The following is a 26,740-nucleotide window of genomic DNA, read 5'->3' as shown; positions in this document are numbered from 1 at the left end:
GACTATGAAAAAAATATTATTATTAACAGGAATTTTATTACTGACACTGGTGTCATGTACTGCTGATTTAGATACGGAACCTAAAGTAGAATTGTCATTAGAGGAAATTTTAGCCGAAGACCCAAATGCTATTGAAGGTATTGTATCAAGACTTTATGCATCATTTGCGCTTTCAGGTCCAAATGGCCCTGGAAGTTCTGATATAAGTGATGACCCAGGAGAATCACCTTTTTTAAGAGGGATTATTAATTTACAGGACTTTACTGCGGATGGCATGAAAAACAGATGGGGAGATGATGGTTTAGATCAATTAACCACTGCTTCCAATTGGGATGCCAACAATAAGTTTTTTAGATACCTCTACAATAGAGCTTATTACACAATTCCACAATGTAATAACCTTATTAGCATTTTGAATACATCTACAGATATTCCGGACGCAGAGGAAGCTTTATCAGAGGCACGATTCTTAAGATCATTAGCTTACTTTTATTTAATAGATGCTTTTGGTAAAGGTGTGTTAGTAACTGAAGAAAACCTAAATCAAACCGATCCACTTCCTGAAGCTACTAGAAGACAACTTTTTGAATTTGTGGAAGGTGAACTATTGGAAATACAACCAATCATGTCGCCAGACAATGGTTATGGTCGTGCTAATAAATATGTAGCAGCTATGCTTTTAGCAAAACTTTATATTAATGCTGAAGTATATATTGGTGAAAACAAATATGATCAAGCCTTAACCTATTTAAATGTTGTAATAGATGAAGGTGGCTATCAATTAGCCGATAATTTTTTAGAAAATTTTTCAGCGGACAATGACAGTTCTCCTGAAATAATTTTCCCACTAATAGCCGATGCTGTAAACAGTCAAAGCTTTGGTAATACCACTTACATTGTAAACGGTAATTTGAGTTCTGACACCATGACATTATCTGATTATGGTGCGGCTGAAGGGTGGCAAGGCCATCGTGCTACTGAAGCATGGTATGGTCTATTTGGTGACCTAGGTACTTCTAATGATGCACGTGCCGAATTGTTTTGGACAAATGGACATAATTATGTTATGACTGATTACAAAGAATGGACAGATGGTTACCCTTCTATAAAATTTAGAAACACTGAATTTAATTCAAATTCTAATACTACCACCTCTTTTTCAAGTACTGATTTTCCATTATATAGATTAGCAGATGCTAATCTTATGTATGCTGAATGTGCTTTAAGGGGTGCTGCTGGTGCTGATATGTCGAAAGCATTAGCCCTTGTAAACGCTGTTAGAACTAGATCTTCTGCTGCAGCAATTAGTATGAATGAATTAACTTTAGATCTTATTATTGATGAAAGAGGTCGTGAATTAAATCTTGAAGGTCATAGAAGAACCGATTTAATACGTTTTGCAAAATTTACTGGAAGTAGTTATTTATGGCCATGGAAAGGCAATGTACAAAATGGAGCATCAATTCCAGTGCATTATAACCTGTTCCCTATTCCTGAACAAGCTTTAAGTGCGAACCCTAATCTTCAACAAAATCCAGGTTATTAATCTAAAAAATGAAGAAAATGAAAAATATATTTAAAATAACATATCTCTTTACTTTAGCTTTAATTCTGGGCTCTTGTTCAGATGATGATGACAAATTAACACTTGCTTCAGAAGAAGCTAGTGTTATAAACACACCAACTAATGGTCAAGAATTTATTCTGAATCCATTAGAAGAGCAAACGAATATAGCTATTACTTTTAGCTGGGACCACTCTAGTTACGGCACGCCAACCGGAATAGATTATTCTGTTGAAATAGCTGCTAGCGGAACGGATTTTAGTGAAGCTAGAACACTTGCAACATTAAGCAATACCTATTTTACAATGAATATTGCAGATTTCAATGCCGTTGTAAGTTCACTTGGTTTACCTCCATTTGTATCAAATACTGTAGATATAAGAATTAAATCTACAGTAGGTGACCCAAGTCAATTACCACAATATTCAGATACTGTAACGATTTCGGTCACACCATTCACAACAGATTTACCTAGAATAGCTGTTCCAGGAAATCATCAAGGATGGGATCCTCCAACTGCGCCACAATTAGCTTCATCAGCTTTTGGTGAAACTGATTATGAAGGCTATGTTTGGTTAGACGGTGAATATAAATTTGTAGCACCTAATCAAACCGGTGACTTTGAATGGGGTAATACAGATTGGGGAGATAACGGTAATTTTAATGGCTTTTTAGTAGTAGATGATGAAGTTAATTGTACCGCCACCACAGGTTATTATTTAGTTAAAGCTGACACAGATTTGTTAACCTATTCAGCCGAAGCACATAGTTGGGGAGTAATTGGAAACGCAACACCAACAGGATGGGACAGTGATACTGATATGATATACGATCCTGCCACTAGAACATTAAGACTAACTTTAGATTTAGTAGCTCAAGAAGCACCTGATAATGGTTTAAAATTCAGAGTCAACGATGATTGGACAATTAATTTAGGTGACACTGGTGGAGACGGAACTATGGAGTTTAGTGGTGATAACATTGGCGTTCCAACATCTGGAAATTATACAATTGTTTTAGACTTATCTAATCCAAGAGAGTACAGCTATTCTCTAATATTAAACTAATTAAACAATGAAAAATTTATTAAAAATATTATCAATATTAACACTATGCTTTGTAGCTGTTAATTGCAATGACGAAAATGACTTTGGATTTGTTACGCCAGACGATAAATTTACAATTGTATCGCCAAACAGTGGTGCCACACTCTTTTTAGATAGTCAAAATGAGCAAAATATAGCACTTACAATTATTTGGGAGGATAATGTAACCAATTCCAATAGTTATTCAGTAGAAATGTCTTCAAATGAAGAATTTACAGAGTCAGTACCTCTAGGTGCTTCTTCAAGCAACACCTTTTCTTTAACAGTTGAAGACTTAAATGCTATATTATTAGATTATGAGATTTCAGCACTTGAAGAAACATCGTTATACTTCAGGGTTAATGCAAATGGTCAATACACTGAACCTATATCATTGGCAATAAGTTCTTATCCAGAATCAAATCCAGTGATTACTAGTCCTGATAATACATTTGCTGTTGTTTTATCTGATGTTACTGAAGATGAAAATGCCTTAACGGTTACTTGGGATGATCCTGATTTTTCAGATGATACACAAGTGCCAATTAATTACTTTCTAGAAGCTGCTGCTGCAGGCACTGATTTTGCTGTGGTGGAAAACATTGGAAATATTACCTCTGAAAGAACAGATGATACTACTCATGGCGAATTAAATGATGCTGCTCTTAATTTAGGACTAGCAGCTGATACGCCTGGAACTATGGATATTAGAGTGCGTTCAGTAATTGAAACTGCTAGTGGTGATTTAGAACGAATTTCTGATTTTATTACGATAACTGTAACTCCTTATGAAACAGCTTTACCGCCAATTATTTATGGTGTTGGTGCAGGCATGCCTGATGCTGGTTGGGGATGGGATTCTCCAGAAGAATTTGTTTTACAAGGAGCCGTTTATTCTGGCAATGTGAATTTATCTCCTGACAATGGTGGTAATTTTAGATTTTTTGCCCAGATGGATTGGGGACCTGTAAGCTTTAACTACCCATGGTACGAAAGCAGAGGATACACCATTGATGAAGATTTAGTAAATGCCATGGATGGCGATAGCAATTTCCAATTCGTTGGTACTGCTGGAGAGTATTTTTTAGAGATTGATACTGAAAATAAAACGATTACTTTAGGGCCTCCTATAGTAGGTCCTAACTGCGAACTAGATCAACTTTGGTTGGTTGGTGCAGGTGTTCCTGATGCAGGTTGGAGCTGGGACAGTCCAGTTCAATTACCTTGCTCTGGAAGCGGTGTATATTCAGGAAATGTAACCCTACAGAATAATGGTGGTGCAGATAATAATTTTAGATTTTTTGCGCAACAAGATTGGGGACCAACAAGTTACAATTACCCATATTATGCTGATGATGGATATACAATAGACAGCAATTTCGCAAACGCTATGGATGGGGACAGTAATTTTGCATTCATTGGTACAACAGGAGAATATTTCTTGACTGTTGATACTGTTGCGAAAACTATAACGTTAGGCCCACCTCAAACGGCATGCGAATTTGACCAATTATGGTTAGTTGGTGCTGGAATAGCAGATGCAGGTTGGAGCTGGGATACACCAGTAGAATTCCCATGTACAGGCGCTGGTATTTATTCAGCACAAGTTAATTTTGCCAACGGTGCTTTTAGATTCTTTGCGCAGCAGGATTGGGGCCCAACAAGTTTTAACTACCCGTATTATGAAGGTGAAGGCTATACCATTGATAGTAATTTTGTAAACGCCATGGATGGTGATAGCAATTTTGAATTTGTTGGAACACCTGGAGTTTATACTTTAACTTTAGATACAGTAAGCAAAACTATAACTATTCAATAAATAAAATTTAAAAAAGGCTATGTTGTAACATAGCCTTTTTAATTACATTAAATATGAAATATTTATTACGATTTTTCTTTATTTTATTTCCCACATTAATTCTAGCTCAAGCAGATCAAGATGATGTGCTATTTGAGTTAAACCCTAGTGCTTTTGATGAAGATCAAGAAATTACCATTACAGTGTCAGGTTTAGATGCTGGAGTTTGGGGAAGTACTAATGGAGCCAATTTATATCTGTGGGCATGGTATAAAGATTCTAATGGAGTTCAATCAGACTCTCCTACTAATGGACAATGGACTAATTCAGATGAATCACAATTGCTAACAAATAATGGCGATGGAACTTATACTTTCTCACTTACTCCAACAACCTTCTATGGAGACACTGGTATTACTGAAATAGGCATGCTGGTTAAAACTGATGATGGCGAGTTACAGTCTCAAGATGAAACATATTTTGTTGGAACAGTAAATGTGTTTTTTAATAATCCAACTTCAAATACTGTTATTTTAGAATCTGGTGATAATGTAGCAATTAATGCTTACATGGAATCTGCTGGTGATTTAGAAGCAGGTAATTTTGAAGTGTTTTTTAATAATGTATCTGTTGCTACTGGTCAAGGATTTCCAAATTTTGGAACAACGCTTAACAATATTACTGAATCTGGAACAGTAAGAGTGGTTGGTACACCTTTTGGATTTACTGAGTCGGGCGAAGCTACTTTTGAAATTGTAATTGTTAATTTAATTACTGAAGAATTGCCTTCAGGTCTTGTTGATGGTATAAATTACGATAACAACGACCCTTCTAAAGCTACGTTGGTAATAGATGCTCCAAACAAGGATTTTGTCTTTTTGGCTGGAAGCTTTAATAGCTGGAATCCTTACAGTGCTCATTTAATGAAAAAGGATAATTCTAGTTCAAAATTTTGGTTAGAATTAACTGGGCTTAATTCAGGTGAAATATATACGTATCAGTACTGGATTTATGACAATGACCCAGTTAGTAACTCTCCAAATGAAGTCAAAACTGCCGATCCTTTTTCTACATTGGTCTTATCGCCTTTTGATGATCCGTGGATTCCTGCCACAACATACCCAAACTTACCAGAATATCCTACTGGTCAATCACGTGAGGTTACTGTACTTCAAACAGGACAAACAGAATATGATTGGCAAGTCACTGATTTTCAAAAACCAAAAAAGGAAGATCTTATTATTTATGAGGTTCTAATTAGAGATTTTGATGAAGATAGAAACTTTCAAGATTTAATTGACAAAATTGACTATTTCAAAAACTTAAATGTAAATGCCATTCAATTAATGCCAATAATGGAGTACGAAGGCAACGAAAGTTGGGGTTATAATACAGCCTTTCATATGGCTCTTGACAAATTTTACGGCACTGAAGCAAAATTCAAAGAGTTTGTTGATATATGCCATCAAAATGGTATTGCAGTTATTCTGGATATCGCTTTAAATCATGCATTTGGGAGAAACCCAATGGTACGTATGTGGATGGATGATCCAGATGGTGATGGTTGGGGTGGACCAAGTAGCGAAAACCCATATTTTAACCAATCTCCTAGGCATAGTTATAATGTTGGTAACGACTTCAACCATCAACAGCCTATGACGCAATATTATGTACAACGTGTTGTTCAGCATTGGGTAGAAGAATTTAATATTGATGGATTTCGTTGGGACTTAACAAAAGGATTTACCCAAAACTGTTCGGGAAGTGATGAGGGTTGTACTAACTCATATCAGCAAGATCGTGTTGATGTTTTAAAGGCTTACGCTGATTATTCATGGAATCTAGATCCTGATCATTACGTTATTTTTGAGCATTTAGGTCAGGATAATGAAGAACAGCAATGGGCTAACTACAGAATTGGAGAAGGCAAAGGCATCATGATGTGGGGAATAATGAACCATGATTATAATGAGCTTACAATGGGCTATCCTTCTAACATAAATAGAATGGGTCATGAATCTAGAGGATTTGCAGCACCAAGATTGGTTGGTTATGCTGAAAGTCATGATGAAGAACGATTAATGTATAAAAACCTTCAATTTGGCAATAATTCTGGTGGTTACGATGTTAGAGATCTAAATACTGCTTTAGGGCGAATGTCCGCTTTAGGTGCCGTGACACTAACAATTCCAGGGCCTAAAATGATTTGGCATTTTGGAGAGTTAGGGATGGAAAATTCCATTTTTACATGCAATAATGGAACAGTAAATGAACCTGGAGGAACAGATGGCGACTGTAAACTAGACACAAAGCCACAACCGCAATGGGTTAATAATTGGCTTGGTGACGCCAATAGAAATCAAATCTATAACGATTGGGCAAGATTAAATGCCCTTAAAATCAATGAAGCTGTTTTTGAAGGTAATTATTCTATAGATTCAGGAGACACAACACCCCGAATATTTATTTGGGATGATGCACTTCCAAGCACTCAATTGAAAAATGTTGTTATTATGGCAAATTTTGATGTGACTGCTCAAAATATTGTACCTGATTTCCCTTACACTGGGACTTGGTATGATTTAATGGATGATACAGGTAGCACTTCTATTAATGTAACCAATACCACAGCTCCTTTTAATATTCCACCTGGCGAATTCAGAATATATGGAAATGTTCTGCCTACATTAAGCGTTGACGATTTTCAAGCTGTTAATGATATCAGTATATATCCAAATCCGACATACAATTCATTTAAAGTGAATCAGCCTGTAGATGTTGTCACTATTTATGATACAACTGGTAAATTAATCTCTCAATTTCAAGGTGGTTTTGATAAGAACCATGAATTTGATGTTTCAAGAATATCTGAAGGATTATACTTGGTAAAATTAGATTCGAATTATAATTCAGTAACCAAACAATTAATTATTAATTAAAAACACGTAATTATGAAAAATCTTTACGTTTTAGCTTTTACCCTAATTTCCTTAAGTGCATTAGCGCAAACTACTATTCAGTACCCACAAAGACTAGCTAATTATGATGCTATATTTTTTGATAGTGGTGGTCATTTTGATAATGGTGCAGACGAACTTGGAATGTGGGCTAATGGTGGTGGTGCAAAACAATCTGTTGCCTGGAGAAATTTTACCGAAAATGGATTGACTGATGGAACACCAAGTACTATGGCTGTTGGAGACAGTTTCACTATAACTGTAGCTGCAACGCAGGCTTTTGGTCAAATTGGCGTAGCGCTTTTATCCAGCCCTACTTCAACTAGTGGTTGGGATGATAGACAAAATAATTATGCTGTTCAAGTGAATTTAAATGGAAACGGAGGAGCCTATGACCCTTGGGAAGTAGTCTCTAATGCCGGAACAGTAAACACCTCGTCAATAAATGGATCTACCAATTATAGTGATTTCAAATTTGAGTTTATACTTAATACTGAAACTACCATGTCTGTTTCTATCAATGATGGAGCTGAAGTATTTAATATCACTTTAAACAATATAAATATTACTGGGTACGCCATATATTTTGCCGATGATTGGAATGGGTCAAGTAATGCCAATATTTATTGGAAACCTTCAACTGAATACACCTATGCTATGACATTAGGAGTAGATGACCATCAAGGTCCTGAAACAGAAGTTATGGCATTATATCCTAATCCAACAAGTAATAATTTTCAATTTAATAGAAATACTACATCTGTTGAAATACTTGATATAACTGGAAAATCGGTAGAATCCTATAAAGGTACTTTTCCAAAAAATCAAGTTTTTGATATTTCATCATTGAAAAGTGGAATTTATATCATAAAAGCTCAAAATAACTCAGGAGGACATTTAACCACTAAACTTGTGAAAATCTGAGTCTAATTATTGATTAATAGCAGTTATTCAATAACAAAAAAAGCTTCTTGAAAACAAGAAGCTTTTTCTTTTAATTATGTGGGCGGAGAGACTTACTTCGATAAGCTCTGTATAAACTTCTCGTCTCTCCTTTTGTGCCAAAACTGCGTTAACAAAAAAAGTCTTGGTTAAACCAAAGCTTTTGTTTATCGTGCGGGCGGAGAGACTTACTTCGACAAGCTCTGCATAAACTTCTCGTCTCTCCTCTATATAACTCTTAAATATTTTCCAATAAAAAAGCCTCGGCATATACCAAAGCTTTATCTTATATTGTGCGGGCGGAGAGACTCGAACTCTCACACCTCGCGGCACTAGATCCTAAGTCTAGCGTGTCTACCAATTCCACCACGCCCGCAATTAAAGACTGCAAATATAAACAATAGTTTGAATATTCAAATGCATCTAATAAGAAAAAGTTCTTACTGTTTTGTACTTTTGAAAAAATTGAAATCAAACTATGGATAACATACAAAAATACGTTGAAGCAAATAAAGATCGCTTTTTAAATGAATTGATTGAATTATTAAAGATACCTTCTGTTAGCGCAGATTCTGCCTTTAAAAATGATGTTTTAAAAACAGCTGATGCCGTTAAAAAAAGCCTTGAAAAAGCAGGATGTGATACTGTTGAAATTTGCGAAACCGATGGTTATCCAATAGTTTATGGTGAAAAATTAATAAACAGTAACTTACCGACCGTATTAGTTTATGGTCACTATGATGTGCAACCTGCAGACCCTATTGAATTATGGGATTCGCCTCCTTATGAGCCAGTAATTAAAAAAACAGAATTGCACCCAGAAGGTGCTATTTTTGCTCGTGGTGCTTGTGATGACAAAGGTCAAATGTACATGCATGTGAAAGCTTTGGAGTTTATGACTTCAACCAATCAGCTGCCATGTAATGTGAAGTTTATGATTGAAGGCGAAGAGGAAGTTGGTAGTGTCAACCTATCTACTTTTGTGAAGAACAATCATGACAAATTAAAAAATGATGTGATTCTTATTTCAGATACAGGTATGATTGCCAAAGATGTGCCTAGTATTACAACAGGATTGCGTGGCTTGAGTTATGTGGAAGTTGAAGTTACAGGTCCTAATCGGGATTTGCATTCTGGATTATACGGTGGAGCTGTGGCAAATCCGATTAATGTGTTAACAAAAATGATTGCTTCGCTTCATGATGAAAACAATCATATTACCATTCCAGGTTTTTATGATAAAGTAGAAGAATTATCTCAAGAGGAACGTGCCGAAATGGCCAAAGCACCTTTTTCTCTTGTAGACTATCAAAAAGCACTTGACATCGATTCAGTATATGGTGAAAAAGGCTATACAACTAACGAGCGTAATTCAATAAGACCTACTTTAGATGTCAATGGTATTTGGGGCGGTTATATTGGTGAAGGTGCTAAAACCGTTATAGCTAGTAAAGCATATGCTAAAATATCTATGCGTTTAGTACCACATCAAGATTGGAAAGAAATTACTGAACTGTTTAAATCTCATTTTGAGAGTATAGCACCCGATGGCGTAAAAGTAAAAGTGAAACCACACCATGGTGGACAAGGCTATGTTACGCCAATTGATAGTATTGGTTATCAAGCAGCTAGTAAAGCCTATGAGGAATCTTTTGGAAAAAAACCTATACCTCAACGAAGTGGTGGTAGTATTCCAATCGTAGCACTTTTTGAACAAGAATTAAAAAGCAAAACCATTTTGATGGGCTTTGGTTTAGATAGTGATGCCATTCATTCACCAAACGAGCATTTTGGGGTTTGGAACTATTTTAAAGGCATTGAAACTATTCCACTGTTCTACAAATATTTTACTGAATTAAGCAATTAATTTTTTTCGAATGCGTTATTCTCCTGACTGACTAACGCATTCAAAATATGATTTTATCTCGTGAGTATCGAGCAAACTGGAACACACTTTCTAAAATCGTTTTCCGTTTTGTTTTCAACTATTTCGTTTTATATATACTTTTTACATTTAGCGGTGGGCTTTTTCAAACAGTTATAAAATGGGTTGGCAGCGCTATTTTAGGAATAGATTACGATTATGACATTAGTGGTTATGGTAGTGGCGACAATACGTTTTCATATGTTAAATTATTTTCAGGCTTTTTACTATCTATTCTATTAACAACACTATGGAGCATAGTAGATAGAAAACGACCAACCTATAATGCGCTCTTATATTGGTTTGTTGTCCTTTTACGCATTTACTTAATATATTTCATGCTTGTATATGGGTTTGTTAAAGTATTTAAATCTCAATTCCCTTATCCTTCATTAAGCAGAATGCTACAACCTCTTAATGAGTTTTCACCAATGGGATTAGCTTGGACCTATATGGGATACTCAAACGGATTTAACATTTTTACTGGTTCTCTAGAAGTTATAGCAGGCTTATTACTTATACCCAAACGAACACAAACGTTAGGTGCGTTAATGGTAGCTGGCGTTATGATGCATGTCACAGCTATGAATTTCATGTTTGATATTCCTGTAAAGATATTTTCAGTTCATTTGGTCCTAATGGCATTGTTTATTTTCAGTTTAGACAGTAAACGATTTTTAAATGTGTTTTTATTTAATAAGCCTTCAGAATCAATCCAATATTTTAGGCCTAACAAAGAGCCACTATATAACAAAATAACGTTTTGGATTAAAACAGTCCTGTTAGTGTTGGTATTATTAATGATTGTGCCTAGAGGAATATCTAGCACCTATAAATGGGGAGACAAAAGAGAAAAACCTTTCCTATATGGCATTTGGGAAACCACTTATTTTATTAAAAACAAAGATACTATGCCTCCGCTTTTAACAGATACTGAAAGATGGCGTTATCTAATTATTGATTATAAAGATCGAGCTACTATAAAAACCATGACAGATGAGATGCAAGCTTATAATTTTATAATTGATTCTACTCAAAAAAAAATAAGCGTCTTTAAGAGAGAATCAGATTCTCTAAAAAACAATTTCATTTATAAAAATCAAAACAAATACTTCTTGGAATTAGAGGGTATTATTAATAATGACACGCTTCACATTATTTTTAATAGAATTAATCATGAAGCCTTTCAACTCAACAGTCGTGGATTTAATTGGATAAATGAAAGACCATTTAATAGATAATTTTTTACTCTACACTTGTAGAATTAAATTTTTTATTCTATGTTTGTAGAACATATTCTAAACTTGTAGAGAAATGCAATTATCAAAATCAGAAGAAGAATTAATGAACCACCTGTGGAAACTGGAAAAAGCATTTATGAAAGATTTACTCGATGCCTACCCGGACCCTAAACCAGCACCAACAACTATTGCAACACTTATTAAGCGCATGACTGATAAAGGGTTTGTAGCATACAATACCTTCGGGAAATCTCGCGAATACTACCCGTTGGTAAAAAAGAAAGCCTATTTCTCTAAACACGTAAACGGACTCATTAAAGACTTTTTTAATGATAGTGCATCGCAGTTTGCATCATTCTTTACTAAAGAAACCAATTTAACTAAAGCGGAATTGGAAGACTTAAAAAAACTGATTGATAACGAAATTAAAAGCAGATAACCATGATAGAATACATTTTAAAATTCAGTGCTTGTTTAGCTGTTTTTATGCTATTCTACAAGCTGTTTTTAGAAAAGGAAAGCTTCCACAAGTTCAAACGGTTTTATTTATTGGGAACACTGTTATTAGCAGCTATTATTCCGCTCATAACATTTACGACTTATGTTGACGTGGCTCCATTGGAAATTCCCGTTTACAATTCTGAAATAGGAACACCTCCTTATGTTCCTGAACTTATGCTAGAAGAACCTGTTAACTATTGGTCAAAGATTTTGTGGAGTATTTACGGTATAGGTGTTTTGATTTTCGCTATACGCTTCGGCATGAACTTAAGAAACATTTTTAAACGCATTAAACACAACCCAAAATTTAAAAACCAGTCCATTTTTCATGTGTTATTAAACGATTCGGTACAACCACATACCTTTTTAAACTATATATTTTTTAATAAATCAAAATATGAAGCTCATGAAATCCCGAAAGAAGTCATTCTTCACGAGGAAACCCATGCGATAGAAAAGCATGCATTAGATATACTTTTTATTGAAGTTTTACAAATTATTTATTGGTTCAATCCGTTATTGTATTTCATTAAAAAAGACATCAAACTCAATCATGAATTTTTAGCTGACCAAGCTGTTATAAATCATGGCTTTGAAATTAAAAGTTATCAAAATACCCTATTGGCATTCTCATCAAATGCCCAAGAACCACAATTGGCAAATGCCATAAATTATTCATCCATCAAAAAACGATTTACAGTTATGAAAACACACACATCAAAAACCAAAACATGGCTTAAAAGCATCGTGCTTTTACCCTTACTCGCAATATTAATTTATAGTTTTAGTACTAAAAAAGAAGTAATCGAAAATTCATCCAATAGTGTTGCCAATTCAAACACTTTCACTATTACGATTGAAAAAGATAATAATGAACTAAAACTATCGTGTTTAGAAGGTTGCGCATGGAAAGAGCTCACATTCAAAGACACTCAAAACAATTCAAATATTATAGATTTCTATGGTGTAAGTTCAGAAAAAAGCGATGACAATAGTGATTTTGCATTCATTGTTGAATCTAAAAACAATGGCGTTAACTTAAAAAGCTTAAAAGGAACAGCCTGGACAGATTTAAGTTTTACACTCTCATCAGATGGAAAACAAGTAATTGATAAAAATGGTATGGTTACTTTGAAAACAAAAAACAATTCTTATCCATCATCAAAGACAGATGAAAAACAAACCGAAATCCCCAAACTGGAATTAGAACAAAATCCTCTAAAACTAATTCTTAATGGCAAGGAAACTTCATTAAACACCTTAAAAGATGACTTCAGTAAAGTTACCAACGGTCAAAAATCAGATTTATTTATTGATTCAAAGGGTGTGAATATTAAAATTGAAACACTAGAAAAAATAACAAAAGAAATTGAAATTAATCTCGTTAAAGCTATTTTATCGGATGGAGTTGTTCATGATTCAAGTAAAACCGAATTAATAAAAAATGATAACGGTTCAATCTCATTTAAGTCTCTACAAAAAGGCGCTTCCAAAGAACAAATTGCAGAATATAACAAATTGGCTAAATACTATAATTCACAAAAAGGTTCAGATTATACTATTAAACTGTCTGATATGAAACGTTTAAAGTATTTATACGAATTAATGACAGAAGAGCAGCGTAAATCTGCAGAACCCTTTCCAAATTTCCCACCGCCTCCACCACCTGCTCCAGCTCCAGAAAGTGTTAGTAAAAAAGAAAGAGCTGAATATGAAAGCATGGCTAAAAAAGCAAAAGCTGGCAAAGCGTATTCTTATAAATACAAAGACAAAAGTGGAAAAGTTATAAAAGTTAAGGTTTCTGAAGAAAACGAAAAAAATCCTCCAACTAAAAAAGAAGTAGATGCCTATAATACTTGGGCTAAAAAAATCCATAGTAAAAGTACTACGATTTCTAACAAAGCAACATTACTACCAATTGTTGACGAGCAAAAATTAATAAAATACTCTGATATATATAATAGAATGTCTATGAAACAGAAAAATGAATCTGTTAAATTTCCGTTTCCAGGTCTTAATACAAAAGAAAACAACCCTAATTCTCCATTAGCTCCTCCACCTCCACCGCCTCCAGTACCAGCTGATGCCACACCAGAGCAAAAAGAAAAGTATCAAAAAATTAGTGAAGAATATTACAAAAACTATAAGGTAGAAAATGGAAAAGTTAGTGAGCGTGTTCCTCCACCTCCACCACCAAAATCACCATTGGATCATGTTATCGACATGGCGAAGAAAGGTGCTACGTTTTATTATGAAGGCAAACAAATAAGTTCAGATAAAGCCATCGAAATATTAAAAACCGATAAAAGCATGAATATTTCAACCAAAAACTCAAATTCTAAAAATCCAAAGGTGTATTTATCCAAAGAGCCGATTACTATTAAGAACAAATAACTTTTATAAACGCAATTTAAATGTTAAAGCCTCGAATTATCGGGGCTTTTTTGTAACATTTCACCACTTTTTACGTTCTAATAGTCAATCAATTTGCCCAGAGATCAGTCTTAGGGTCTACAAAATCATCAATCATGTTAAAACAATTCTTCATCATTTGTTCGGGCTCTGACACCGATATTTTAGATAACTGCTCCATAGGCGAGCAAAACAAATATGCCGGCATAGGTGCTACCGTTTTCTTTACGGCAGTTATGGCATTTATTGCAGCCAGTTATGCACTTTATACCGTTTTTGACAATTATATTACAGCTATTGCATTCGGGTTTATCTGGGGTTTATTAATCTTTAATCTTGATCGGTTTATTGTATCAACTATTAAAAAACGCAATCATGTTTTAGACGAAATTATTCAGGCTTCACCTCGAATTATTTTAGCCATTATCATTGCAGTAGTAATTTCAAAACCTTTGGAATTAAAGATTTTTGAAAAGGAAATCAATCAGGTGCTACTAACCGAAAAAAACCAAATGACTTTAGATAACAAAACCGAATTAGCCAAACAATTCGATCCTGGTGTTGCTGCTTTAGAAAATGATATTCAATCCTTACAACAACAAATTGACACTAAAGAAGCTGAAGTTAACGCCCTTTATGATACTTACATTTCTGAAGCTGAAGGCACTGCAGGAACTAAACTTCTTGGCAAAGGACCTGTTTACAAAGAAAAACGCGAGAAGCATGATGCTGCTCTAGCTGAACTCAATCAATTAAAAGCAGACAATAAACAAAAAATACAAAATGCTGAAACCCAAATTGATCAATTAAAAACAGATTATAATACGCAAGTTACAACTACGCAACCTGTAATTGATGGTTTTGATGGTTTAATGGCTCGAGTAAATGCATTAGGTAAATTACCTTGGTTACCATCTTTTTTTATTTTCCTTTTGTTTCTAGCTATTGAAACGTCTCCTATTTTTGCTAAATTATTATCTCCAAAAGGTGAGTATGATTATAAACTTGAAGACGCTGAAACGGCTGTCAAAACTTGGGTTGAACAAAAGGTCAATGAACGTGAGATTTTATTAAAAACCGATTTGAACGTTAACAATAAAATATATAATGACCTTGCCGAAGAAGATGAATTATATGCGTATAAACGTAAAAAAGCTAGAGAACTCATGCAATTACAAGCCGACGCTTTTTTTAAACATCAAAAGAACGCCCTTTAAGAATTAGTTAGTATTTTTATGGAAACCAATTAACCTGTTTCCAAATGAAATCTTTCTATTGTATTGTACTTCTTTTCTTTTCAATAAGTGTCTTTTCTCAATCTGCTGATGAAATGGCGATTAGAAAAGTGATGCAAGAGCAGCAAGATGCTTGGAACAACTATGATATTGAAGGTTTTATGCAAGGTTACTGGAAATCAGATTCTTTGCAATTCTATAGTCGCGGTTACATTACCAAAGGTTGGCAACAAACATTGGACAATTACAAGAAAAATTATACCTCTAAAGCACAAACAGGGCAATTAACTTTCAAATTAAATTCCATAGCACCCATAGAAAATGGTTCTTATTATATAATGGGACAATATCTCTTGAAACGTACTGTTGGCGACGCAAATGGCGAGTTTATCATCATCTTTAAGAAGATAGATGGTGAATGGAAAATTATAGCAGATATGTCTACCTAATTAAGCAGCATCATTTGTTTTAAAATGATCGAATAGATTTTGACATCCAGATCCAATAATTGACAATTGCTTGTGCTTTGACAATGATTCATTATGTAGTTTTGCCAAAGCCATAACACCGTATTTATCAATACTTTCAAGGCCTTCCAAACTAATTGTTATGGACTGTAAATTTTCAAATGCATCATTAATTTCTTCTTGAAATCTTTGAACAGAATGCTTATCCAATATTCCTTTCACATTAAAAAAATTGTTGTAGTGTGTAATCTTCAAATTCATGAACACATGGTTTAATAGTTAATCAATAAAAAATGTGCTAATAATCAGTGAGGGAATGGTATAAATATACTACTGAAAATGAAATTGTTACTATCTAATCGATATTCAGTAAAAGTTCTAGTTAATTGAAAAATTCATGTCTAAAAAATCGATGAAATACAAGAAGATAAATATTTACTAAAATTTTCTGTCCGGGTGAAATGCTTCAATTGAAATTGATGCTTTTTTATCCAATATTATTTCTGATACCAGTTTGCCTGTTGCTGTTCCCATACTCCAACCCATCATAGCATGACCTGTTGCAATAGTTAAGTTTTTACATTTTGAAGATTTACCAATATAAGGTAGTCCATCTGGAGAAACAGGTCGTAATCCCGAGGTCGCTTCACATTTTTCTTCATTTGAAATTTGAATATCTGGGTAATATTTTGTCACGGCATTGGCTATTGCTTCAACTCGAACCGCATTTATTTTACCATTTATACCTGCTATCTCCATAGTTCCTGCAAAACGTGTAAATCCATTCATAGGGGTTACGGCCACTTTAGCTTCTGCTAAAATTGCTGGTCGAGATACATGTGTACTCTTAAATGAGTTTATTCGATATCCTTTACCTGCTTGTAACAACAAATTAATCCCCAATTTTTTACTCAATATATGACTCCATGAACCAGCTGCTAAAACTATTTCGTCTGCTTTTAGTTCGCGTCTATTCGTTTTTACAGATTGAATTTTAGTATTTATTATTTCCAAATCTTCAACGCGTTCATTTTGTGAAATTGTCACACCATGACTTATTAGCCAAGATTTCATTTCAGACATAAACTCGTGAGGTGTGGAATGGGAGTCACAGCCGTAATAGGTAGCACCTAGAGCATTTATATTAATATGAGGCTCTAACTCCTTTAATTCAGATAAGTTAATCTCTCGGGCATCTAAACCTTCCAATTGGGCAACCTCGGCTATTTTGACTTCTTCTTGAAGCATTTTTTCGGTTTGACAAAGCATTATCAAACCTTTTTTTTCCAAATGAAATGTAAAATGCTCATCTTGCTTAATTTCGTCATATAGAGATTGAGATAATAACGTGATCTGTTTTATGGCAGGTATCGATTTTTCAACATTCTTGATATTGCACGATTTATTGAATGCCAATACCCATTTCAAGAAATCTGAATTTAATCTAGGTTTCATATAAAAAGGACTAGATGCATCAAACATCCATTTCAAGCCTTTTTTCATGACACCCGGAGAGGCCAAGGGAATAAAATGACTGGGAGACAAGTATCCTGCATTAACATAAGAAGCCCCCGAATCCATATTAGATTGATCAACTACAGTAACCTCAAATCCTGCTTTATTCAAATAATAAGCTGAACATAAACCTATTATACCTCCACCAATTATAATTACTTTTTTACTCATTATTAAATAACTTGAAATCCCAATGCATAGGGATCATCTTCTGTATCTATTGTTATCGTGTTTTGTCCATAAATTTTTGCCCAACCTTTTATACTCGGAATAATGGCTTTTTTACCATCAATTTGAGTTTCTGATTCAACTTTTCCAACAAACTTACTCCCAATGAAACTCTCATGAACAAATTCTTCTCCAATATGTAATTTTCCTTTGGCATATAATTGAGCCATTCGTGCAGAAGTTCCGGTGCCACATGGACTTCTGTCAATAGCTTTATCACCGTAAAAAACAGCATTTCTTCCAGATGATGTCGAATCAATTGGAGTTCCTGTCCAGAGCATGTGTGTGACATCCTTTATAGTTTCATTTTCTGGGTGAATGAATACATTCGGATACTTTTCGTTGATTCGTTGTCTTAAAACTTGTGAGTACTGAATGATTTTTGAAGCTGTAAAATCTTGAACTCCCGAAAAATTCATTTGAGGATCTACAATGGCGTAATAATTTCCGCCATATGCTACGTCAAACGTAATTTTTCCCAATTCAGGGCAATCAATCTGAAGGTTTTCAGCAGCCAAATAACTTTTAACATTGATAAGCTTTACCCAATCTACCTTATTGTTTGTTTGTTGATATTCAATTTCCACCAATCCAGCTGGAGCTTCCATTCTAATTTTTCCTGGAATTTTTGGGGTAACTAAACCCTCTTCTATTGCAATAGTTATGGTTCCAATAGTACCATGACCACACATAGGCAAACATCCTGAAGTTTCAATAAATAAAATAGCAAAATCATTTTCTGGATGGTGAGGTGGGAACAAAATACTGCCACTCATCATATCATGACCTCGAGGTTCAAACATGAGGCCTTTTCTAATCCAATCGTATTCTTTTAAAAAATGTTGACGTTTTTCACTCATCGTTTTACCAACAAGATTTGGTCCACCTTCTTTTATAACCCGCACTGGATTACCACAAGTATGCGCATCAATGCAAAGGAAAGTTGACTTTGGCATAAATTAGAGCTTTTCAAGTGTTTGTTTGCCGTCAACTAACCTAGAAATACCTAAGGGGTTTTCGTTTTTTAATTCATCGGGCAATAATGTATCTGGCCAATCTTGATAGCTAAATGGACGCACCCAACGTTTTATAGAATGAATACCTACTGCAGTAAAACGACTATCGGTAGACGCAGGATATGGACCACCATGAGTCATTGAAGGACATACCTCAACACCAGTTGGTACACCATTATAAATAACACGCCCGACGCGATTTTGTAAAGCTGAAATTACTTGAGAATAATGAGATACCTCACCATTATCAGCAATTACAGTACCTGTTAACTGTCCTTCTAATTTTGAAACAATTTCTTCTAACTGTTCTGTATTATCACATTCAACAATTAAGGAATATGGTCCAAAAACCTCTTGATGTAAAGTTGAATTCTTTAAAAAAGTATCACCAGAAACATTGGTTAGTGTCTGTCGAGCAAAGTTATTTTTTATCTCATTTCGATATTCTGCAACAACCTGTAAATCATCTTGTTCTATGGCCTGACTTCTTCCGTTATGGAATGCTTGAGCTATATTAGGATGCAGCATACAAGACGGATCAATTTTTATAATTTCTTCAGATAATTTAACCATGAATTTAGTTAGGTGCTCTCCTTTAATTCCAAGAATGAGTCCAGGATTTGTACAAAATTGTCCTGTCCCTAATGTAATGGAGTTTGCATACGTTTTTGCTATACTTTCGTTTCTGTTTTTTAGGGCTTCTGGTAAAATTATAACCGGATTAATACTACCCATTTCAGCAAAAACAGGAATAGGTTCATCACGCTGTACCGCTAAATTGTATAACGCTCTACCACCTTTAATACTCCCTGTAAAGCCAACTGCTTTTACTTTTGGATGGTTTACAAGTTGAGTGCCCACTTCAATTCCCGAACTGTTTAAATTTGAAAATACGCCGTTTGGCATATTTGTTCTTTCAGCCGCTTTAATTATTGCCGAGGACACCAATTCACCTGTCCCGGCATGCATTGGATGCGATTTTACAATTACTGGACACCCAGATGCTAATGCTGCGGCAGTATCTCCTCCAGCCGTTGAATAAGCTAACGGGAAATTACTCGCTCCAAAAACCACAACTGGCCCCAAAGGAATAAGCATTTTACGAATATCTGATTTTGGTAAGGGCTCACGACTAGGTTGAGCTGTATCAATTGTTGCATCTACCCATGAACCCTCCGCAACTAAATCGGCAAACATGCGCAGTTGACCTACGGTTCGTCCTCGTTCACCTTTTGCTCTACCTTCTGGCAATCCTGTTTCCGAACAATAGGTTTGAATAAGAATATCGTCTAAAGCTAAAATTTCATCTGCAATAGCATTTAAAAATGCTGCTTTGCGTTTTCCATTTATTGTTCTAAACGTTTTAAATGCCTTTGATGCTATTTCTACCGCTTCATCAATTTCTTCCGAAGTTGCTTCAGTATAAACATATTCGTTTTCAAAATTCAACAAGGGGTTAAACGTATTATACGTTTTAGATCCCTTTGCTGATAGCTTATTTCCTATATAATTTTTTCCTGTTATCATTTCCTATTAATTCTTTCCTGATGCTGTTTTAAATCTACTGGCTTATGAATGATTTTTGTTGATACTGGATATTTATCCAATAATTCAACCGGTCTGATGGGTCGTTTTTCAAAACCGCCTCCACAATTTGGACAAACCCGTTGCAAAATAGTCTCGACACAATTTTTACAAAAAGTGCATTCAAACGTACAAATCATGGCTTCTTGAGAATCAAAAGGCAATGACTTATTACAATGTTCACATGTTGGTCTAATTTCTAACATCTGTTTTTCTGATGAGATACTGAAACAAGTTCAGCATGACATAACTCTATAAATTTTTATAATCTGGCAAGGTTGGCCTTGTACGCATGCTCTTGGCAATTACAGCTAAAACATGTTTACGCTCCTCACCATGTAAAATTAATCGAGGCGCTCTTACGTTTTCTGAACCTATTCCTGTTGCCACTTCAGCCAATTTTATATTCTGTACTAATTTAGGGTTTATATCTAACTCCAACAACGGCAAAAACCAGCGATAAATTTCCAATGCTTCTTGAATTCTACCTGCTTTTTGAAGTTCATAAATGGCAACCGTTTCCTTTGGGAATGCACAAACGAGACCGGCTATCCAGCCATCTGCACCCATTAGCAAACTTTCTAGTGCCAAGGTATCCACACCTGTCATAATTTTGAGTCGGTCACCAAATCGGTTTATAATTCGAGTAACATTGGAAATATCTCGTGTTGATTCTTTTACCGCTTCAATGTTATCACACTTCAACAATTCATCGAACATTTTTAATGTCACTTCAACTTTATAATCAACGGGATTATTATAAACCATAATTGGAAGTGATGTACTGTTTGCAACTGTTTTAAAATACTCTACCGTTTCACGATTGCCAGATTTGTAGCGCATTGGTGGCAACATCATTAAACCTTTGGCCCCATCATCTTCCGCTTTTTGAGCTGCAGCAATTGCAGCTTTTGTAGATTGCTCTGCAATATTTATTAAAACAGGCACGGTTTCTTTTACCAAATCTACAGTAAATTTGGTGAGTTCGCGCTTTTCTTCATCTAATAAAGTACTGGCTTCACCAAGTGTACCACCTAGAACAATACCGTGTACACCAGCCCTTAATTGCGCTTTAATATTGACTTCAAACATATCAAAATCCAATTCATCATTATCTGTGAATTTAGTAGTTACTGCTGGCATAACGCCTTTCCATTGAATACTCATAATCTAATTTATTTACATCTGTAAAATTACTTTAGATTCCCAAATGCAATTAATAGGCATTTATCCGATTTAGATACTATATTATCCATGTATTTACATATCTTTATTTTTTTGAATATTATTTTATCAATATGAAGGTGCTTCCTTTTAAAATAACTAAACCTCAAAACGAAGCTTTTGTTTATCAAGTTGATAAGGAAATGGCCTTTTACGATAAACTACACCAACATGTAGAGATTCAAATTAGCTATATTGTTTCTGGTGAAGGGTCTTTAATAATTGGTGACACCATAAACCACTATCAAAGTGGAGACATAATGATTATTGACGGCAACTTACCTCATGTATTTAAAAGTGACTATCATGAAAAAGAATCACATATGCTATCCCTTTTTTTTACAAAAGATGCCTTTGGGTCATCATTTTTTCATCTACCCGAAATGCATGATTTAAAATCATTTTTTAAGCGTTGTAAACATGGTTTCAAGGTGACAAGTAAACAGAAAGCCATTAGAAAAGTATTTTTAAATATAGAGCATGAATCTAAACTCAATCAGTTTATAGGCTTGATGGAAATTTTAAAATTGGCCTCAAGTTGTAAGTATTCCAGTTTGTCTTCGTTTGTATATAACAGAGACTATTCAGACAACGAAGGTGAACGCATGCGAAATGTTATTGAGTACACCTTAAAGTATTATAAAACTTCTATTGATTTAAATACTATTTCTGAAGTGGCCAATATGACCAAAAATGCCTTTTGTAAATATTTTAAAAAACGAACCAACAAAACCTACATTCAGTTTTTAAACGACATTAGAATTGAACAGGCTACTAAGTTACTACAGACCAACAGTGATTTGTCCATTGCCGAAATTGCTGAACTTTCTGGTTTCAATAATATATCAAATTTTAACCGACAGTTTAAATCTATAAAAAACATGAGCCCTTCAAAAGTCAAAAAACTTCAAAACTAATGTCTACAAAAACTCAATATACATTAATGATACTAGCAGCAATTATCACAATATATGGTTTGATAACTGGCAAGTTTTTATTTTTACTTTTTATGATTCCGTTTGGGTTTTCATTTTTAAGAAAGAAAAATGATATACCCGAAGAATAATTTTAAGAAGTCTTTTTAACGTATTTTGTTATTATTACAATTTGTTGTCCATCGACTTTACCTTCAATGTATTCTGCATTTTCATGATCTAAACGAATATTTCTTACAGCTGTACCCTGTTTAGCAACCATACTGGAGCCTTTTACTTTTAAGTCTTTAACTAACACAACTGAGTCGCCATTCTCAAGAATTACGCCATTTATATCGCGATGAATAATTTTAGCAGATTCATCTTCATGCTCTCCTGTTGCACGTGCTAATGCTAATGCTTCTTCATCTAAATACATCATGTCCAATAAATCTTTCGGCCAGCCTTCATTACGAAGTCGTTGTAACATGCGCCAAGCCATAATTTGTACTGCTACATGTTCGCTCCACATACTATCATTTAAGCAACGCCAATGATTAGGGTCTACTTCTACGTTACCTTCAATTTGATTACAACACGTTTCACAAACCAAAATGTCGTTAGCCACATTTTCATTTAATGATGGTGGAATAGTGTATTGCCGTAGGCCTTCGGTTGAAGAACATAATTCGCACGTATTCTTGCTTCTTTCTTGAAGTATTTTTAAGACGCTCATAAATTCAATTTATTCTGCAAACATACTACTTTACTGAAACGTATCACGCACTTTTTTGGGCAAAGACTTTACAATTAAATCGTATGATTGGTCAATTAGTTGCTTGGTAAAGTTCCAATCTAATTCGCCTTTGAATAATCTAATAGTATTCCAGTGTTTTTTACTCATGTGGTAACCTGGCTCGACACTTTCATATTGCTCACGTAATTCTAATGCATACTCAGGATCGCATTTCAAATTTATTGCAGCTTCACCCTTTTCCCATGTATCTAAACCGGTAAGTAGAAACATTTTATTCGCAACTTTAAATACTAAAACATTGTCATCAAAAGGAAAATGTTCGGTTACTTGCTGTTTTGCTAAACAATAATCTCTAATGTCGTCGATATTCATATGTCATTATTTAGTTTTAAAATTTTATTCTTTAACACCTATTTTCCCTAGATGTGTGTCTTTAAAAGAAGACTTATATTTTAAACCATAACCAAAAATTCTATCCATGCAAGCATGTGAAAATACTATTATTCCTATTAATTGTAACACGGTATCGTTACATACAATTCCTATAATGTAAATCACAACAGCTAATCCTTTATGGTGAAATAAATTGTACGTCACTGCTCCAAATTTTGAATTGACTAGATAACCTAGCATTCCAATATCTGGCGTTAGCAACAGCACAATAAACCACCACCAAGCATAATGTAATTGATTAAAAGCGAGAATCCCCAAACCAAACATAGCGAGTTCTTCTAATTTCAGTAAATTTTTCATGTTATTCTAAAAGTTGATATAGGATAGGTTTACTTGGTGAAGCATCATTCTCAAAAGGTGCTATTTGTAAGTTCAGAAAATACGTACCATCTTCTATTTTATTAGAGACATAAATAAATTCTGTGATTGTACAGTCTTTTCGTAATTTACCATCAAAATTCCAAAAAGCCTTATGCCCTTTTAGCTCACCATTATCTTTCTCTTTATCAACGCTTGGTAAATCAATCAGTAGGTGTTTAATTCCCATTTTTACCAGAAATTTTATCGCTTCATCTTGAAAATATACCCAATTGGTATTTGAATACTGCCTTGATTTTTTTTCCTTGGTGTTAGGGATTGTCCTAATAATAATGGCATCTCGCTTTTTATTACCAAATGCAAATTGTAATTGCTTTTTTGAAATAACAAAATCCTCGTCAATTAATTCAGGTGCTACAGTTACTAGTTCAGCAAGGAAGAAAAACTGTTTTAAGTTTTTGTTCACTGAATGAAATTCATTAGTAATATGACCAACGCATTCGGTATGTGTACCATGCGCATGCGGATTAAACTGTATATTGTTAAAATTAACACTGGCTCCTTTTTCAACACTTGCAATCCACTCACCATCTTGAACAGGTTCTATTTTGGGCTCATCAATATACCAGGCGTTGACGTTAGATTTTGACGCTTTTAATGGTATTGAAATATCTAAAGGTTTAGATAAATCTATTTTATATTTTCTTGAATTGGTTTCTATAGTTGCTAGCATTATAAATTTAGTTTAAATAAATCTGAAGCGATGCCATCGCTTAAAAATTTTCCTTTTTTAGTTGCTAAAAGTTGGTTGTTGTCAATATACAACAAATGTTGATTGATGAATTTATCGGCTTGTTGTAATAAATACTTTTTATATGAAATTCCAAATTCTGCTTCAATTTTTGATAAAGACACACCCCAAATGGTTCGTAAACCAGTCATAATATATTCATTGTAGCGGTCTGTTTTAGTTAAGACTTCCCATTCTATAGGAAGTTGATTGTCTTGTAAAGATTTGATATACTTGTTGTTATTCCTAACATTCCAACCCCGTTGTTTACCATTAAAAGAATGTGATGATGGCCCAATGCCCAAATATGGTTTTCCTTGCCAATAGGCTGTGTTGTTTTTACTGAAATATCCTGTTTTACCAAAGTTTGACAATTCATAATGAACAAAATTATTCGATTCTAGGATATCTAACAATATATGAAATTGTTCTAGAGCGGCTTCATCATCGACATCTTCTATAATCCCTTTTTTAATAAAACTATGTAAAGCTGTTTTGGGTTCAACAGTTAAAGCATAACATGAAATATGTGGAACGCCATATGACAAGGCTGTTTCAATATTCTCGAGCCATTGCGCGTTGGTTGCGTTGGGAATACCGTAAATTAAATCTATTGAAATATTATCAAAATGTTTGGTAACTTCCTCCAAACAGCTCTTGGCTTCATTAGCATTGTGCGCGCGATTCATTAGTTTTAAATCGTCTTCGAAAAAGGACTGAATACCAATACTCAAACGGTTTATTGGAGAATCAATCAATTCATTAATGCATTTATTAGTTAAATCGTCCGGATTGGCCTCTAATGTAATTTCAGGATTCTCAACAACTTTGTAGTTACTGTATACCGAGTTGATAATTTCTTGAATTTCGTCATTGGTCAACAAGCTTGGCGTGCCTCCTCCAAAATAAATAGTTTCTACAACTTGATTTTTTAGTTCCCCTTTCCTTAATAAGAGTTCGTTTTGCAACGCAAAAACCATGTCTCCCTTCTTTTTTAAGGAAGTTGAAAAATGAAAATCACAGTAATGACAGGCTTGCTTACAAAATGGAATATGGATGTAGATGCCTGCCATTATACAGATTTAAGCCATACTATTAGAAATGAAATTCCGTAACCGATTATGATATATAATACCATTGCGAATATATAAACCAATATCATTTTTAAAATGGCAGTTAAGTTTCGCTTCTGAAAAAATGAAATTAAGGCGTAAACTACATATACGAACATTAATAAAAAAGGTAGGGATTTGTATTCTGGATTTGCAAATTTTAAACCAATCATATATATGGTAGTAATTAAAGTGTAAAATCCAACCACATAAAATGAAACAGCTAAATATTCGGCTAATGAATAGGACTTATAAAAGAATACTTTTAGCATGAGTGCAAAAGCAAATACAAATGAAAAGATAATATTGTTAATGTTTTTAGCCATATAAACACCTGCACTATTTAATAATTTCGCATTAACTGAATCATGTTGTACTTGTGCAATATTTTGCATAGGGTCATAATTCAATAGCGATTTAGTTAGCACAAAAACAATAGTTGTTAAAATAAAAAATGAAACGGGTTTATAGTACGTTTTTCGTTTACCAGATAAAAAATCTCTGAAAAGCTTTCCTGGATTTACGACCAACGTTTTTAGTGTCATCCATAATGGTGCATCTAAAGAAAACATACCATTTATGACATCTTGAAATGTTTCAGAAAACGTGACTTTATGGATTGATGTGCGTTGTCCGCAGTTAGGGCAATATTCACTAGCTGTTTCAATATTACAATTTTTGCAAATAGTAGTTTCAGTCATAA

Annotated in this window: 25 protein-coding genes and 1 tRNA gene; 13 read left to right on the top strand and 13 right to left on the bottom strand. The window is 34.2% G+C overall.

Annotated elements, in window-relative coordinates; all coding sequences use genetic code 11:
• The first annotated feature begins 4 nt into the window (after positions 1-4).
• From C1S72_RS09980 to C1S72_RS09960, 5 genes are read left to right on the top strand one after another with little or no spacing between them, the layout of a single operon-like run.
• Positions 5-1,546, top strand: coding sequence for a RagB/SusD family nutrient uptake outer membrane protein (locus tag C1S72_RS09980; RefSeq protein WP_104735455.1), 1,542 nt, complete (start codon positions 5-7; stop codon positions 1,544-1,546).
• Positions 1,547-1,563: 17 nt separating this feature from the next.
• On the top strand, positions 1,564-2,631 hold the full coding sequence (locus C1S72_RS09975; protein ID WP_104735454.1) for a SusE domain-containing protein: 1,068 nt from the start codon (positions 1,564-1,566) through the stop codon (positions 2,629-2,631).
• Positions 2,632-2,638: 7 nt separating this feature from the next.
• Positions 2,639-4,468, top strand: a complete 1,830-nt coding sequence (locus C1S72_RS09970; protein WP_104735453.1) for a SusE domain-containing protein — start codon at positions 2,639-2,641, stop codon at positions 4,466-4,468.
• A 53-nt stretch (positions 4,469-4,521) separates the two neighbouring features.
• Positions 4,522-7,386 carry an alpha-amylase family glycosyl hydrolase gene (locus C1S72_RS09965; RefSeq protein WP_104735452.1) on the top strand — a complete coding sequence of 955 codons (2,865 nt, stop codon included), beginning with the start codon at positions 4,522-4,524 and terminating at the stop codon, positions 7,384-7,386.
• A gap of 12 nt (positions 7,387-7,398) precedes the next feature.
• On the top strand, positions 7,399-8,328 hold the full coding sequence (locus tag C1S72_RS09960) for a T9SS type A sorting domain-containing protein (protein WP_104735451.1): 930 nt from the start codon (positions 7,399-7,401) through the stop codon (positions 8,326-8,328).
• 312 nt (positions 8,329-8,640) lie between these two features.
• On the opposite strand, the gene C1S72_RS09950 is transcribed toward C1S72_RS09960, so the two are convergent.
• Positions 8,641-8,722, bottom strand: a tRNA-Leu gene (locus C1S72_RS09950).
• Positions 8,723-8,824: 102 nt separating this feature from the next.
• Here C1S72_RS09950 and C1S72_RS09945 point away from each other — a divergent pair.
• From C1S72_RS09945 to C1S72_RS09920, 6 genes are all read left to right on the top strand, one after another.
• Entirely contained in the window at positions 8,825-10,213 is a 1,389-nt protein-coding gene (locus C1S72_RS09945; RefSeq protein ID WP_104735449.1) for a dipeptidase, read from the top strand.
• Positions 10,214-10,260: 47 nt separating this feature from the next.
• Entirely contained in the window at positions 10,261-11,511 is a 1,251-nt protein-coding gene (locus tag C1S72_RS09940) for a DoxX family protein (RefSeq protein WP_104735448.1), read from the top strand.
• A gap of 73 nt (positions 11,512-11,584) precedes the next feature.
• Positions 11,585-11,950 (top strand): BlaI/MecI/CopY family transcriptional regulator, encoded by a 366-nt coding sequence (locus C1S72_RS09935; RefSeq protein ID WP_104735447.1) that lies wholly within the window; start codon positions 11,585-11,587, stop codon positions 11,948-11,950.
• 2 nt (positions 11,951-11,952) lie between these two features.
• A complete protein-coding gene (locus tag C1S72_RS09930; protein ID WP_104735446.1) occupies positions 11,953-14,406 on the top strand; it encodes a M56 family metallopeptidase in 2,454 nt (817 codons plus the stop codon).
• Positions 14,407-14,540: 134 nt separating this feature from the next.
• Complete coding sequence (locus C1S72_RS09925) at positions 14,541-15,641, top strand: DUF4407 domain-containing protein (protein ID WP_104735445.1); 1,101 nt, start codon at positions 14,541-14,543, stop codon at positions 15,639-15,641.
• Between the two features lie 44 nt (positions 15,642-15,685).
• Positions 15,686-16,108 (top strand): YybH family protein, encoded by a 423-nt coding sequence (locus C1S72_RS09920; RefSeq protein ID WP_104735444.1) that lies wholly within the window; start codon positions 15,686-15,688, stop codon positions 16,106-16,108.
• Here C1S72_RS09920 and C1S72_RS09915 read toward each other — a convergent pair whose 3' ends face one another.
• The 6 genes from C1S72_RS09915 to C1S72_RS09890 form a co-directional block, all read right to left on the bottom strand.
• A complete protein-coding gene (locus C1S72_RS09915) occupies positions 16,109-16,387 on the bottom strand; it encodes an STAS domain-containing protein (RefSeq protein WP_104735443.1) in 279 nt (92 codons plus the stop codon).
• A 177-nt stretch (positions 16,388-16,564) separates the two neighbouring features.
• The gene (locus C1S72_RS09910; RefSeq protein ID WP_104735442.1) at positions 16,565-17,812 is read right to left on the bottom strand and encodes an NAD(P)/FAD-dependent oxidoreductase; all 1,248 of its coding nucleotides are present in this window, start codon (positions 17,810-17,812) and stop codon (positions 16,565-16,567) included.
• A 2-nt stretch (positions 17,813-17,814) separates the two neighbouring features.
• Positions 17,815-18,825, bottom strand: coding sequence for a 4-hydroxyproline epimerase (locus C1S72_RS09905; protein WP_104735441.1), 1,011 nt, complete (start codon positions 18,823-18,825; stop codon positions 17,815-17,817).
• A 3-nt stretch (positions 18,826-18,828) separates the two neighbouring features.
• Entirely contained in the window at positions 18,829-20,412 is a 1,584-nt protein-coding gene (locus C1S72_RS09900) for an aldehyde dehydrogenase (NADP(+)) (protein ID WP_104735440.1), read from the bottom strand.
• Positions 20,409-20,675: a DUF1272 domain-containing protein gene (locus C1S72_RS09895; RefSeq protein ID WP_104735439.1), complete on the bottom strand. Its 267-nt coding sequence runs from the start codon at positions 20,673-20,675 to the stop codon at positions 20,409-20,411. Before C1S72_RS09895 ends, C1S72_RS09900 begins: the two co-directional genes overlap by 4 nt.
• A 46-nt stretch (positions 20,676-20,721) precedes the next feature.
• Positions 20,722-21,636: a dihydrodipicolinate synthase family protein gene (locus C1S72_RS09890; protein ID WP_104735438.1), complete on the bottom strand. Its 915-nt coding sequence runs from the start codon at positions 21,634-21,636 to the stop codon at positions 20,722-20,724.
• Positions 21,637-21,767: 131 nt separating this feature from the next.
• On the opposite strand from C1S72_RS09890, the gene C1S72_RS09885 reads away from it, so the two are divergent.
• Positions 21,768-22,610, top strand: a complete 843-nt coding sequence (locus tag C1S72_RS09885; protein ID WP_104735437.1) for an AraC family transcriptional regulator — start codon at positions 21,768-21,770, stop codon at positions 22,608-22,610.
• A complete protein-coding gene (locus C1S72_RS14450; protein ID WP_162919953.1) occupies positions 22,610-22,759 on the top strand; it encodes a hypothetical protein in 150 nt (49 codons plus the stop codon). The genes C1S72_RS09885 and C1S72_RS14450 overlap by 1 nt, the downstream gene beginning before the upstream one ends.
• A 2-nt stretch (positions 22,760-22,761) precedes the next feature.
• Here C1S72_RS14450 and C1S72_RS09880 read toward each other — a convergent pair whose 3' ends face one another.
• From C1S72_RS09880 to C1S72_RS09855, 6 genes are read right to left on the bottom strand one after another with little or no spacing between them, the layout of a single operon-like run.
• A complete protein-coding gene (locus C1S72_RS09880) occupies positions 22,762-23,343 on the bottom strand; it encodes a PhnA domain-containing protein (protein ID WP_104735436.1) in 582 nt (193 codons plus the stop codon).
• Between the two features lie 30 nt (positions 23,344-23,373).
• Positions 23,374-23,736, bottom strand: a complete 363-nt coding sequence (locus C1S72_RS09875; RefSeq protein ID WP_104735435.1) for an MmcQ/YjbR family DNA-binding protein — start codon at positions 23,734-23,736, stop codon at positions 23,374-23,376.
• A 24-nt stretch (positions 23,737-23,760) separates the two neighbouring features.
• A complete protein-coding gene (locus C1S72_RS09870; protein WP_104735434.1) occupies positions 23,761-24,117 on the bottom strand; it encodes a DUF4260 domain-containing protein in 357 nt (118 codons plus the stop codon).
• A gap of 1 nt (position 24,118) precedes the next feature.
• On the bottom strand, positions 24,119-24,868 hold the full coding sequence (locus C1S72_RS09865; protein WP_104735433.1) for a cyclase family protein: 750 nt from the start codon (positions 24,866-24,868) through the stop codon (positions 24,119-24,121).
• Positions 24,868-25,998, bottom strand: a complete 1,131-nt coding sequence (gene hemW / locus C1S72_RS09860) for a radical SAM family heme chaperone HemW (protein WP_104735432.1) — start codon at positions 25,996-25,998, stop codon at positions 24,868-24,870. The genes C1S72_RS09865 and hemW overlap by 1 nt, the downstream gene beginning before the upstream one ends.
• Positions 25,998-26,738: a DUF3667 domain-containing protein gene (locus C1S72_RS09855; RefSeq protein WP_104735431.1), complete on the bottom strand. Its 741-nt coding sequence runs from the start codon at positions 26,736-26,738 to the stop codon at positions 25,998-26,000. The genes hemW and C1S72_RS09855 overlap by 1 nt, the downstream gene beginning before the upstream one ends.
• Positions 26,739-26,740: the final 2 nt, after the last annotated feature.

The sequence above is a fragment of the Hanstruepera ponticola genome (genome assembly GCF_002940745.1).
Classification (GTDB): Bacteria; Bacteroidota; Bacteroidia; order Flavobacteriales; family Flavobacteriaceae; genus Hanstruepera; species Hanstruepera ponticola.
Note: the sequence above shows the minus strand (reverse complement) of the source record. Positions and strands in the feature narration are given on the sequence as shown.

Excerpts from the sequence above, each read along its gene's own strand:
- C1S72_RS09980 (WP_104735455.1), top strand. The coding sequence starts at position 5 with ATGAAAAAAATATTATTATTAACAGGAATTTTATTACTGACACTGGTG.
- C1S72_RS09975 (WP_104735454.1), top strand. The coding sequence starts at position 1,564 with ATGAAAAATATATTTAAAATAACATATCTCTTTACTTTAGCTTTAATT.
- C1S72_RS09970 (WP_104735453.1), top strand. The coding sequence starts at position 2,639 with ATGAAAAATTTATTAAAAATATTATCAATATTAACACTATGCTTTGTA.
- C1S72_RS09965 (WP_104735452.1), top strand. The coding sequence starts at position 4,522 with ATGAAATATTTATTACGATTTTTCTTTATTTTATTTCCCACATTAATT.
- C1S72_RS09960 (WP_104735451.1), top strand. The coding sequence starts at position 7,399 with ATGAAAAATCTTTACGTTTTAGCTTTTACCCTAATTTCCTTAAGTGCA.
- C1S72_RS09945 (WP_104735449.1), top strand. The coding sequence starts at position 8,825 with ATGGATAACATACAAAAATACGTTGAAGCAAATAAAGATCGCTTTTTA.
- C1S72_RS09940 (WP_104735448.1), top strand. The coding sequence starts at position 10,261 with ATGATTTTATCTCGTGAGTATCGAGCAAACTGGAACACACTTTCTAAA.
- C1S72_RS09935 (WP_104735447.1), top strand. The coding sequence starts at position 11,585 with ATGCAATTATCAAAATCAGAAGAAGAATTAATGAACCACCTGTGGAAA.
- C1S72_RS09930 (WP_104735446.1), top strand. The coding sequence starts at position 11,953 with ATGATAGAATACATTTTAAAATTCAGTGCTTGTTTAGCTGTTTTTATG.
- C1S72_RS09925 (WP_104735445.1), top strand. The coding sequence starts at position 14,541 with ATGTTAAAACAATTCTTCATCATTTGTTCGGGCTCTGACACCGATATT.
- C1S72_RS09920 (WP_104735444.1), top strand. The coding sequence starts at position 15,686 with ATGAAATCTTTCTATTGTATTGTACTTCTTTTCTTTTCAATAAGTGTC.
- C1S72_RS09915 (WP_104735443.1), bottom strand. The coding sequence starts at position 16,387 with ATGAATTTGAAGATTACACACTACAACAATTTTTTTAATGTGAAAGGA.
- C1S72_RS09910 (WP_104735442.1), bottom strand. The coding sequence starts at position 17,812 with ATGAGTAAAAAAGTAATTATAATTGGTGGAGGTATAATAGGTTTATGT.
- C1S72_RS09905 (WP_104735441.1), bottom strand. The coding sequence starts at position 18,825 with ATGCCAAAGTCAACTTTCCTTTGCATTGATGCGCATACTTGTGGTAAT.
- C1S72_RS09900 (WP_104735440.1), bottom strand. The coding sequence starts at position 20,412 with ATGATAACAGGAAAAAATTATATAGGAAATAAGCTATCAGCAAAGGGA.
- C1S72_RS09895 (WP_104735439.1), bottom strand. The coding sequence starts at position 20,675 with ATGTTAGAAATTAGACCAACATGTGAACATTGTAATAAGTCATTGCCT.
- C1S72_RS09890 (WP_104735438.1), bottom strand. The coding sequence starts at position 21,636 with ATGAGTATTCAATGGAAAGGCGTTATGCCAGCAGTAACTACTAAATTC.
- C1S72_RS09885 (WP_104735437.1), top strand. The coding sequence starts at position 21,768 with ATGAAGGTGCTTCCTTTTAAAATAACTAAACCTCAAAACGAAGCTTTT.
- C1S72_RS14450 (WP_162919953.1), top strand. The coding sequence starts at position 22,610 with ATGTCTACAAAAACTCAATATACATTAATGATACTAGCAGCAATTATC.
- C1S72_RS09880 (WP_104735436.1), bottom strand. The coding sequence starts at position 23,343 with ATGAGCGTCTTAAAAATACTTCAAGAAAGAAGCAAGAATACGTGCGAA.
- C1S72_RS09875 (WP_104735435.1), bottom strand. The coding sequence starts at position 23,736 with ATGAATATCGACGACATTAGAGATTATTGTTTAGCAAAACAGCAAGTA.
- C1S72_RS09870 (WP_104735434.1), bottom strand. The coding sequence starts at position 24,117 with ATGAAAAATTTACTGAAATTAGAAGAACTCGCTATGTTTGGTTTGGGG.
- C1S72_RS09865 (WP_104735433.1), bottom strand. The coding sequence starts at position 24,868 with ATGCTAGCAACTATAGAAACCAATTCAAGAAAATATAAAATAGATTTA.
- hemW (WP_104735432.1), bottom strand. The coding sequence starts at position 25,998 with ATGGCAGGCATCTACATCCATATTCCATTTTGTAAGCAAGCCTGTCAT.
- C1S72_RS09855 (WP_104735431.1), bottom strand. The coding sequence starts at position 26,738 with ATGACTGAAACTACTATTTGCAAAAATTGTAATATTGAAACAGCTAGT.